11 protein-coding genes are annotated in these 10,285 nt (G+C 59.5%); 8 read left to right on the forward strand and 3 right to left on the reverse strand.

Annotated elements, in window-relative coordinates; all coding sequences use genetic code 11:
- Positions 1–86: 86 nt before the first annotated feature.
- Positions 87–1,091 carry a substrate-binding domain-containing protein gene (locus EOC06_RS10825; protein ID WP_128307719.1) on the reverse strand — a complete coding sequence of 335 codons (1,005 nt, stop codon included), beginning with the start codon at positions 1,089–1,091 and terminating at the stop codon, positions 87–89.
- A 412-nt stretch (positions 1,092–1,503) separates the two neighbouring features.
- Here EOC06_RS10825 and EOC06_RS10830 point away from each other — a divergent pair, with 412 nt between their 5' ends.
- Both EOC06_RS10830 and EOC06_RS10835 read left to right on the forward strand, forming a co-directional pair.
- The gene (locus tag EOC06_RS10830; protein WP_127270217.1) at positions 1,504–1,737 is read left to right on the forward strand and encodes a hypothetical protein; all 234 of its coding nucleotides are present in this window, start codon (positions 1,504–1,506) and stop codon (positions 1,735–1,737) included.
- Between the two features lie 119 nt (positions 1,738–1,856).
- On the forward strand, positions 1,857–2,054 hold the full coding sequence (locus tag EOC06_RS10835) for a hypothetical protein (RefSeq protein ID WP_128307720.1): 198 nt from the start codon (positions 1,857–1,859) through the stop codon (positions 2,052–2,054).
- Between the two features lie 108 nt (positions 2,055–2,162).
- On the opposite strand, the gene EOC06_RS10840 is transcribed toward EOC06_RS10835, so the two are convergent.
- Entirely contained in the window at positions 2,163–3,119 is a 957-nt protein-coding gene (locus EOC06_RS10840; RefSeq protein ID WP_206631176.1) for a hybrid-cluster NAD(P)-dependent oxidoreductase, read from the reverse strand.
- Between the two features lie 212 nt (positions 3,120–3,331).
- Positions 3,332–4,189, reverse strand: coding sequence for a LysR family transcriptional regulator (locus tag EOC06_RS10845; RefSeq protein ID WP_023809366.1), 858 nt, complete (start codon positions 4,187–4,189; stop codon positions 3,332–3,334).
- Positions 4,190–4,323: 134 nt separating this feature from the next.
- Here EOC06_RS10845 and EOC06_RS10850 point away from each other — a divergent pair, with 134 nt between their 5' ends.
- The 6 genes from EOC06_RS10850 to EOC06_RS42240 form a co-directional block, all read left to right on the forward strand.
- Positions 4,324–5,406 carry an amidohydrolase family protein gene (locus EOC06_RS10850; RefSeq protein WP_023809365.1) on the forward strand — a complete coding sequence of 361 codons (1,083 nt, stop codon included), beginning with the start codon at positions 4,324–4,326 and terminating at the stop codon, positions 5,404–5,406.
- Positions 5,407–5,417: 11 nt separating this feature from the next.
- Complete coding sequence (locus EOC06_RS10855; RefSeq protein ID WP_023809364.1) at positions 5,418–5,771, forward strand: Rieske (2Fe-2S) protein; 354 nt, start codon at positions 5,418–5,420, stop codon at positions 5,769–5,771.
- Between the two features lie 120 nt (positions 5,772–5,891).
- Positions 5,892–7,499 carry an ABC transporter substrate-binding protein gene (locus tag EOC06_RS10860; RefSeq protein WP_128307721.1) on the forward strand — a complete coding sequence of 536 codons (1,608 nt, stop codon included), beginning with the start codon at positions 5,892–5,894 and terminating at the stop codon, positions 7,497–7,499.
- Between the two features lie 88 nt (positions 7,500–7,587).
- Positions 7,588–8,634: an ABC transporter permease gene (locus tag EOC06_RS10865; RefSeq protein ID WP_128307730.1), complete on the forward strand. Its 1,047-nt coding sequence runs from the start codon at positions 7,588–7,590 to the stop codon at positions 8,632–8,634.
- Positions 8,635–8,741: 107 nt separating this feature from the next.
- Entirely contained in the window at positions 8,742–9,515 is a 774-nt protein-coding gene (locus EOC06_RS10870; RefSeq protein WP_306462343.1) for an ABC transporter permease, read from the forward strand.
- Positions 9,505–10,285, forward strand: a 781-nt coding sequence (locus EOC06_RS42240; RefSeq protein WP_245469484.1) for an ABC transporter ATP-binding protein, incomplete at its 3' end; no start/stop codon positions are given. The genes EOC06_RS10870 and EOC06_RS42240, both read left to right, overlap by 11 nt.

Genomic DNA, 10,285 nt, shown 5'->3' on the forward strand with positions numbered 1-10,285 from the left:
GGGATCGAGGAGGAGAGCCGCCAGGGAGGGACGGCTCTCCTCCGCACCCGCCGAATGGGCGGCGGGCGCGTTGTCTGCAGGTGTGCTCACTTCAGCATCTCGCGGAAGGGATCGGGGTAGTCGCCGCCGGGACGCGGGAAGTTCTTCAGCGAGGCTTCGGCATTGTCCTTGTTGATCAACAGCACCGGCGCCGGCACGTTGGCCGGCAGTTCCTTGCCCTTGGCCGCCACTGCACAAGCCTCGAGGCCCATGGCGCCGACGACATAGGGATATTGGGCGACGGTGGCGGTGAGTTCGCCTGCCGCAATCGACTTGAGCGCGTCGACGATGCCGTCGAGGCCGATCACCTTGACGTCCTTGCCCGAGGTTCGCACGGCGCGCTCGACGCCGAGCGCCATGATGTCGTTGGCGGCGAAGAAGCCAGCGAGGTCCGGATGGGCAGCGAGGATATCGGTTGCGGCGGTCAGCGCCTTTTCGCGATCCCAGTCGGCGCTGACCATCACCACGATGTCGAGTTTACCTTCCACCGCCTGCTTGAAGCCCTTGATGCGGGCGTTGGAGCCGACATCCCCGACGATGCCGGCGACCAGCGCGACCTTGGAGCCCTTCGGCACCAGCTTCAGCATCTCTTCGCCGGCCAGCGCGCCGGCGGCGACATTGTCGGTGCCGATATAGGTCGAGACGACAAAGCCGGCGGCCTTGGCCTGTTCGGGGTCTATGGTCGAGTCGATGTTGACGATCGGCTTCTTCTTCTGGGCGACCGGCACCAGCGCCTGGACGAGATTGGAGACGCTGATCGGGTTGACCAGGTAGCAATCGAAATCCTGCATGGCCATGGCGGTCAGGCGGTCGGCCTGGCCGGTGGCGTCACCCATATTGGCGGCGGCCTGGACGCTGACATTCACGCCGTTTGCCTTGGCCTGTTCCTCGATGCCCTTCTGCATGGTCTGGAAGAACGGATTGTCGAGGCCTTTGACGATGGCCGCGACTTTCGCCGTATCCTCGGCATGGGCGGGCGCTGCGACGATGGCTGCAAGCATGCCTGCGCCAAGCAGGTTCGTGCCAAGCTTCAGGCAATTGAACATACGCATGGTTTTTCCTCCTCCTGATTGTTTTATGGGCTGCATCAATGTCGCTGTCCGGTGACTGCAATGTTAGACGGCGCGCAAGCGACCCCGGCGCCTGGCGCGATGGTTCGCCAACAGATTGCTGCCCGCTTTGGAATGTGCGGACTGCAGCCCAGGTCGGGCACTTTTCGATGTCAGGCATTGCTCCTCCCAGAGCGCCGGCCGATGCCAATCCGGCATTTGCGCATGTTTTATAAAAAATTGACACGCGTCAAGATTTAAAAGTGGTGCGTAGCGATTTTGGCTATGCACCCTGGGGGCATGACTGCCCTGCCGGCATGCGCTACAACCAACGCGCGAAAAAATGTGCCGGCCTGGGGAACCACTTGGGGATAGCGGCGTTAGTCGCTACTTTTGCGCAAGAGGGAGGTTTCGGGTGAGGCGTTTAGAGATCCTGGAAGAACCAACGGGTACATTTTCGATTTTCGACGCGATCACGGGGTTGCCGGCAATGGTCGAAGAGGGCGCATGCACCGGGCTTTATCGGCACGAAGTGCCGCAGGAGCTGCTTGCAGCGGTTGAAACGGTCCAACCCGGCGATTTTTCGCCGCTGCCTTCATTGGCGGCTTTGAACGACTGGCAGGTCGATAAAGACGATCTGCTGGCGTGAGCAAAGCCGCCCGGGATCGCATCAAAAAACATACCGTATGGGAAATCACGCCCTGTTGTCGAAAGCGGTGGTGAGGCATGGAAAGCAAGGGGAGGTTGCAGTGCGTCGGGAGGTGAAGCATGTCTGATCAGGACGAGCTGATCCGGGCTGCCATCGGACGGCTGCTCGCCGAGAAGACAGGCGCCGCCGTCATATCGATGAGAGAGAGCATTGCCGAGCTTCTGGCGCTGACCGGTGCCGCGCTGGACGACAGACTGCAGGACCTGCTGCTGGAAATGGCCGAAGTCCGTGGCATGATGGTTGCTCTCGACTTCTGAGCAATATCGGCTGAGGTCGATGCGCATCAGTCCGATACGCCCGCAACGCCTTCACCGGCAGTTCAACACTTACTGCGCCGGCTTCAATGCTGAACCAAGCACCCGGGGTTAAAGATCGAGCGAAACCGCGCCCTGAGGGTGGCTGCAGCATGCCAGGACATAGCCGGCCGACTTCTCTTCAGGGGCCAGCCCGCCGAGATCCTCCATGGCGACTTCGCCGGACAGCTTGGCGATGCGGCATGTGCCGCAAACTCCCTGCTGGCAGGCGGTTGGGACGTAGACGCCACATTGGCGCGCCGCCTCCAGCAGCGTCTCTCCGGGCAAGCAGTTATGCACGATCCCGGAGCGGACGAAACGGACCGAAGATGGTATTGTCGGGGCCGGTTCCAACTGGGGGCTGCTGCCGCCGCCGAAGCTCTCTTGGTGGTACCGTGACGGAGCCACGCCAATCGCATCCAGGCAGGCACGTGCGGCTTTCATGTACGCTTCAGGGCCACAGGCAAAGATAGTGCGGTTGTGGAGATCGGGAACGAGGGTCAGCAGCATCTGACTGTCTATTCTGCCAGTCGGCCCCCTCCAGGTGGGATCTTCCTGGCTACAAACGCACGTTACTTTTACGTTGGGAAAGCGAGAGGCAAGTGCGTCCAATTCCCGTCGAAAGACTATATCACCAGGCGTTCTGGCACTATGAACGAATGAGATATCCTGGTCGGCCGCGCGGTCGGTAAGCGCACGCAGCATGGACATCACCGGCGTTATCCCGTTGCCGCCCGAAAGGAAGAGCGGCTTTTCATAGGGTAGGTCATCGAGATTGAATGAGCCGAGCGGCCCTTCGATCTCGATCTCGTCGCCCGCCCCCAAATTGTCGTGGAGCCAATTCGAAACCAAGCCGCCCGGTGTTCGCTTCACCGTGATCTGCAGGTCGAGCGGTCGCGTCGGTGGTGACGAAACAGAGTAGGAGCGCGTCACCGCGGCACCCTCGATCTTGAGGTGCACGAGTACATACTGGCCCGCGCTGAAGCAGAACATCCGATCCGTCGGGGATGTGAAAACGAAAGTTTTCACATCGGGCGTTTCCTCGATTACACGACGGCAGAGTACAAGCTGCGATGTGGTTTGTGCCCATTGCCGATGATGCCTCATCGGCAGGAGGTCGGGGGCCCCCAAGGAAACGTGTGCGTTCATCATTCATCTCGGTTCGAAGTCGAACCCAAGATGCCAGTTCCAGGCCTCCCGCAACAGAAGCATCCCTCCCGAGTTATGATCGATTATTTCGATTACATATCCAGTGACATCACGGCAACGTGAAGGGCGCGGATTCCCTTGCGTATGATCGGTTCGTGTTTGCGGCGCGCCAGGATGGCCGTGTGGACCGGCTGATGCAGCGTCGGAGCGCCTTCGACGATGAACGATGGGCGTTCGAGGGCGAACCTGCGCGCATCGTCACTTCTCATATAGCAGGTGCCGCCCGTGCGCCGTAGCATCATCTCCGCCAAGGTTTCCGATCCCATGGAAAGGCGACAGATCGCCAACTCGCCGAGCAATTCGGCATGGGCCTTCTCCAGCAGGACCGTATAGCCCGGACGAATGTAGGTTTCGGGGTCGACCTCGGAGAGGGTTCTGGCCACCGTGGAAACCATCACATATTCCTCAACCATCAAATGCTCATAGGAGATTTCGGGTAGGTATCGCGGGGCGTAAAGCACTGCGATATCGAGATTTCCCATGCTCAGGTCGCTGACCATCTGGTTTGAATAATCCGACTCGACATGGATCGACGATTTGGGAAGGGCCTGACACAGCGTCTCCACCCAACCCGGCAAAACCGAGCGGGTCATCCCGACCTGCGCGGCGACGCGCAAGGTGCCTTCGAAACGATTGAACGCCCGGACATCGTGGCGAGCCTGCGACCATGTAGACAGCAAGGATCTTGCATAAGCTTCGAACCGCCGCCCTGCGGCGGTCGGCTCCGCCCCGGCGCGTCCGCGCTGGAACAGTTCGGACCCGATTGCGCTCTCGAGATTCTTGATGCGGGTGCTGATCGTCGACTGGGTCAATCCTAGCCGATCCGCGGTGCGATTGAAGTTTCTCGATTCGATGATGTCGAGAAAGGTCTCGATGTGATCAAGTTGCATGAAATCTCCAATCGAAAAACTCGATCATATTCCACGTATCATAAGCTTGATCAAACAATACTCAAGGCGGAAGCTGCAGCAGATCAACGGCCGGCAGCGCCGCCGGGACGAGATACGGATACGGAGCGGAAGAAGTGTTCATAGTCGACTGCGACTGTCATAATTACTGGTCAAGCGCCACCGTGTTGGAGCCCTATCTCTCCGGCTTGTGGAAAGACATGTTCATCGAGGGCGAGAAAACAGGTCCCGTTGGCGCCTTTCCGCATGGTCATCGGCCCTGGTTCCACCCGCAGGACTTCTCCCGCAAGGACATCCGTCCGAAAACGGAAGCCGACAACTATCTCATCATGAAAGAGAAGCACCTCGACAAGTACAAGGTCGACGTGGCGATCCTGACCGGCGATGAGCCTATCGAGGCGTCGACCCTGGCTAATCCTTACTACGCCAGCGCTCTGGTCAGCGCCTACAACGATTATCAGATCGATCAGTGGTTGCCGAAAGACGATCGTTTCATGGGCTCGATCATCATCGCGCCACAGGATCCGAAGCTCGCTGCCGCCGAGATTCGCCGTCTTGGCAGTCATCCGCGGATGGTCCAGGTTCTCGCCTCCCAGGGGTCCGTCAAGCCGTATGGCGACCCGTTTTACCACCCGATCTACGAAGCCTGCGCGGAAGTGGGGTTGCCATTCGCCATTCATCTGGGCGGGCATGGCGGCGTGAATTCAACTGCCATTGCTCCCGCCCCGACGACATTCTTCTGGGAAACGCATGCCATTCTGCACATGTCGGCGATGTCGCACGTGGCAAGCATGATCGCCCATGGCGTCTTCGAGAAATGGCCGGACCTCTACTTCGTGATCATCGAATGCGGCGTCGCCTGGGTTCCGTCGGTTCTTTGGCGCCTGGACGCTGATTACAAAGCGCTGCGCAAGGAGACGCCATGGCTGAAGATGCTGCCGTCTGAATATTGCCGGCGTAACATCCGCTTTTCCACGCAGCCGCTGGAGCAGCCTGCAAACATCCAACATCTCTGGTCCACGCTCGAAGCGATGGACGGAGAAAACACGCTGATGTTTGCATCGGACTATCCGCACTGGGATTACGACGATGCCAACACGCTGCAAATCCCTCCTGCCTGGAAGAGCAAGATCATGGGACTGAACGCGCTGGAAGTCTACAAACGCATCCCCCGCGCGCAAGCCGCGAATGCCGCCTGAGGAAGCATACGATGCCCGAGAAGACATATATCTGCCGCGTCGACGAGATCGAAACAGGGTCTCCGTTCATCGCCAAGATCCGCAGCCTTTCGGTCGGGATTTTCCGCATCGGAGATTCATTCCACGCGCTGCTGAATGTCTGCCCGCACCGCGGCGCTCCGCTTTGCGAGGGGCCGCAATGCGGCACAACCGCGCCCGTTGAACAGGCGCAATTCATCTATCATCGCGAAAACGAGATCGTTCGATGCGCCTGGCACGGCTGGGAGTTCGACATCAAGTCAGGCGCGGCCTTGGTCGATCCGTCCGTTCGCGCGCGCACATTTCCAGTCACCGTCGAAGCCGGCGGCATCTACGTGACGGCCTGATTGGCGCAAGCCGATTGGGATTGGAAAAATTCGAAGAAAGGTGGCGGGAGCCGATAAGCAGATTTGTTCGCCGGTGCTTGACGAGAAATAACGCGGGGAATTCCGCAATGGGAGAGTCAAATGTCAGAATCTGAATACAAGCTTGGTATCGCGCAAAGCCTGATCGGAGGCGGCAAGGTTTCCCGCCGCGACTTCATTCATCTTGGGCTGGCCGCGGGCCTGACGGTTGCCGCCGCCGACCGGCTGTTCGTGAGCACGGCGCGGGCCGAACCAATGCAGGGCGGCTTCGCCAAGCTCGGCATGGCTCATGGCGCGACGACGGATTCCATCGATCCGGCCGGCTACCCCGACACGTTCACACAAACCGCATTTTCGGGCTCGCTGTCCAACAGCCTCACTGAGGTCGACGCCAAAGGCAATGTCCAACCGGACCTCGCCGAGAGCTTTGAAACTTCGGATGGAGCCAAAACCTGGGCCTTCAAGCTGCGCAAAGGCGCAACCTTTCACAACGGCAAGACCGTGACGGCGGATGACGTCGTGACCTCCTTGCAATATCACATGGGCAAGGACACCAAATCGGCGGCGAAATCGCTGTTGGACTCCGTCGCCGACATCAAGGCGGATGGCCCGGAAACGGTGGTTTTCACGCTCAAGAGCGGCAACGCCGATTTCCCTTACATTATGAGTGACTACCATCTGGTCATCATGCCGGCCAAGGACGGCAAGGCGGATTGGGCTTCAGGCGTTCGCACCGGTGCTTTCGTCGTCGAGAATTTCCAGCCCGGCGTTTCGGCCAAGCTCAAGCGCAATCCAAACTACTTCAAGAACGGCAAGCCCTATCTCGATGAGGTGGAGTTCATCGCCATCACGGATCTTGCCGCTCGCATGGCGGCGCTGTCGACGGGGGAGGTGGACTATATCGGCCGCGCCGACCTGAAGACCCTCGGCATGTTGAAACGCAATCCCAGGGTGGAGATCGTCGAAGTCACTGGTTATGGGCACTATACCTTGCCGATGAATGTCACGATGGCGCCATTTGATAATCCAGACGTGCGAATGGCATTGAAATGGGCGATCAATCGCCAAGAAATCGTCGACAAGATCTTTCTTGGCCACGCCACTGTGGCCAACGACAACCCGATCGCGCCGGCCATCAAATTCGCCAAGGATCCGCAACCGCAACACAGCTTCGATCCGGAAAAAGCCAAGCATTACCTGAAAAAGGCCGGAATGGAGAACCTGAAGGTGGATCTCTCGGTCGCCGATGCCGCTTTTGCCGGCGCCGTGGACGCGGCTTCGCTCATTCGCGAAACGGCAGCCCAATGCGGCATCGACGTCAATGTCGTGCGTGAGGCCGAGGACGCTTATTGGGACAATGTCTGGCTGAAGAAGCCTTGGTGCGCTTCCTATTGGAGCGGTCGGGCGACGGCCGACTGGATGTTCACGCAAGCCTTCGCCGCCGACTCCAGTTGGAATGAGTCCTTCTGGAAAAATCCCCATTTCAACGAACTGCTTGTCCAGGCGCGCGCCGAGACGGACGAGGCCAAGCGAGCGGCGATGTATGCCGAGATGCAGCAGTTAACCCACGATGACGGCGGCAGCATCGTGCTGGTCTTCAACAATTTCGTCAGCGCCCAATCCAAAAAGCTCGCACACGGTGATGTGGCGCCCAACTGGGAGAACGATGGACTGAAAATGGCCGAACGCTGGTGGATCGCCACGGCATGAGATGGCGGGCCGGAGCCGCGATGGTTTTGAGGCTCCGGTCAGCTGGCTCCGAGTGCAGGGCTGCCGCCCAAAGGGAAACGCCACGCACATGAACCCCGTCGCAAGAACGGTCCTGCAGCGCCTTGGCCTCGGCCTGGTCACTTTGTTCATCGTGTCCATCATTATCTTCTCTGCGATCGCGATGCTTCCAGGCGACTTCGCCAAGGCCACGCTCGGGCAATCGGCGACGCCCGAAACGGTCGCCGCGTTCCAGCGGGAAATCGGCATCGATCGCCCGCCTGTCGAGCGCTACTTCGTTTGGGTCGCCCAGATGCTCCATGGCGATTTCGGCTCTTCGTTTGCGAGCCGCACCGGATATCGGCGTACCGTGGCCGAGATCATCGCACCACGCCTCTACAACACGATGTTCCTTGCAGCGGTGACTGCGCTGATAGCTGTTCCTCTGGCCTTGGGGCTTGGCATTCTGGCTGCGCTGTACCGCAACGGCTGGTTCGACCGGCTGGTGAATGTCGCGACACTGACAACCATTTCATTCCCGGAATTTTTCGTCGCCTATATGCTCGCCTACCTGGTGATCTCGCGCGACACGTTCATCGGATCCGATTTCGCTCAAACGCTGCCTCATTGGCTCACTGTCTTGCTGAACTGGGCGCTCAATGCGGTTCCCAAATTTCCGACATTGTCGAATGTGAACGATCAGACGCCATTTTGGGAGCATCTCTGGAAAGTCGCCCTGCCGGCAATCACCCTTACGCTCGTAATCGTGGCCCACATGATGCGCATGACCCGAGCGGCCATCATCAACATGCTGGCAAGCCCCTACATCGATATGGCGCGCCTCAAGGGAATGTCCCCGATGGTGATCGTGCTGAGGCATGCCCTGCCCAATGCCTGGGCTCCGATCGTCACTGTGGTGGCGTTCAACCTGGCGTATCTCATCGTCGGAGTGGTCGTGGTCGAGGTCGTTTTCGTCTACCCCGGCATCGGCCAGCTGATGGTTGACGCGGTGAAATCCAGGGATGTTCCGGTTGTCCAGGCCTGCGCCCTGATTTTCGCCGCGACTTACATCCTTCTCAACCTGCTAGCCGACATTATTTCCATCGCCACCAATCCCAGGCTCTTGCACCCGCGATGACCAGATCCGAATCTGTCGCGGCGGTTCAAAGGCTGAGGCGCTCGCGTGCCACCCGGGCGAAAACTGCGCTGAAGAAGGCACCGTTCAGCGCATGGTTCGGCATCGTCGTGATCCTCGGCTACGTCTTTGTTGCGGTCTTCGCGCACTGGATAGCCCCATATGGCGAGACGCAGGTTTTTAGCGAAGCCTTCGCGCCGTGGAGCCAGGAGTTCAAATTGGGAACCGATCAGCTCGGCCGCGACATGCTCACCCGCTTGATCTACGGTGCGCGCAACACCATCGCTATCGCGGTCGCCACCACGTTGCTGTCCTTCGCGGTCGGCGTCTCGCTCGGCCTTCTTGCCGCATTGTACAGGGGGTGGCTCGACCAGATCTTGTCGCGTGCAGTGGACGTGCTGATGTCAATCCCGAGTCTGATCTTCGCGCTGGTGCTGCTGACGATCTTCGGCTCGTCGATCACGAGCCTGATTGTCATCATTGCGCTTCTGGATTCCACCCGGGTCTTTCGGCTTTCTCGCGCCGTCGGGCTTAACGTGGCGGTGATGGAATATGTCGAGGTGGCACGATTACGCGGCGAGGGACCGAAATGGATCATCGCCAAGGAAATCCTTCCCAATGTCATGCCGCCACTGGTCGCCGAGTTCGGCTTGCGATTCTGCTTCGTGTTCCTGACAGTCGCGGCGCTGTCGTTTCTCGGCGTCGGTATTCAGCCGCCGACGGCCGATTGGGGATCAATGGTGCGCGAGAACGCGACCCTGATCACCTATGGCGATGTCACCCCGCTACTTCCGGCCGGCGCGATTGCTCTCCTTACCGTGTCCGTGAATTTCGTGGTGGACTGGTTCCTGCAAGCAACAAGCGGGTTGCGGGATGAAAAGTAGCGGCCCAGGCCCACGCGAAAAAGGAAAGGATCTGCTTCAAATCCGCAATCTGCATGTGGAGGGGTTCTCGGATGAGCGGTGGCATCCCATTGTCCACGGGGTCGATCTGACGCTGAAGCGGGGCCAGGTTCTTGGGCTGATCGGAGAGTCAGGCGCCGGCAAGTCTACCATTGGCCTTGCCGCAATGGGTTATGCCAAGCCGGGCTGCCGGATCACGCAAGGCTCGGTCCTGTTCGACGGGATTGATCTTCTGGCAGTCAGTGAAAAAGGGCGCCGTCGCCTCAGGGGCTCCCGCATTGCCTATGTCGCGCAAAGCGCGGCTGCCTCTTTCAATCCGGCACATCGGCTCTTGGAACAAACCGTCGAAACCGCGGTGGCGCATGGACTTGCCGGCCGGGAAGAGGCGAACCGGAGCGCCGTCGATCTTTATCGACGCCTTCAACTCCCAGAACCGGAGACCATAGGCTTTCGTTATCCTCATCAGGTCTCCGGCGGGCAGTTGCAACGGGCAATGACAGCGATGGCAATGGCTTGTCGTCCGGACCTCATAATATTCGACGAGCCAACAACGGCGCTCGACGTGACCACGCAGGTTGAAGTTCTAGCTTCCATTCGCAACATCGTGGAGGAATTCAGCACCGCTGCAATCTACGTGACGCATGACCTGGCGGTGGTGGCGCAAATGGCGGATCGTATCATGGTTCTGCGCCACGGACGTACCGTGGAGGAGGCTGATACACGCCAGATGCTGGCCTCGCCCAGCCAGGAAT

The sequence above is a fragment of the Mesorhizobium sp. M7A.F.Ca.MR.362.00.0.0 genome (assembly GCF_004023175.1).
In the GTDB taxonomy this organism is placed as follows: domain Bacteria; phylum Pseudomonadota; class Alphaproteobacteria; order Rhizobiales; family Rhizobiaceae; genus Mesorhizobium.

Excerpts from the sequence above, each read along its gene's own strand:
- EOC06_RS10825 (WP_128307719.1), bottom strand. The coding sequence starts at position 1,091 with ATGCGTATGTTCAATTGCCTGAAGCTTGGCACGAACCTGCTTGGCGCA.
- EOC06_RS10835 (WP_128307720.1), top strand. The coding sequence starts at position 1,857 with ATGTCTGATCAGGACGAGCTGATCCGGGCTGCCATCGGACGGCTGCTC.
- EOC06_RS10845 (WP_023809366.1), bottom strand. The coding sequence starts at position 4,189 with ATGCAACTTGATCACATCGAGACCTTTCTCGACATCATCGAATCGAGA.
- EOC06_RS10855 (WP_023809364.1), top strand. The coding sequence starts at position 5,418 with ATGCCCGAGAAGACATATATCTGCCGCGTCGACGAGATCGAAACAGGG.
- EOC06_RS10860 (WP_128307721.1), top strand. The coding sequence starts at position 5,892 with ATGTCAGAATCTGAATACAAGCTTGGTATCGCGCAAAGCCTGATCGGA.
- EOC06_RS10865 (WP_128307730.1), top strand. The coding sequence starts at position 7,588 with ATGAACCCCGTCGCAAGAACGGTCCTGCAGCGCCTTGGCCTCGGCCTG.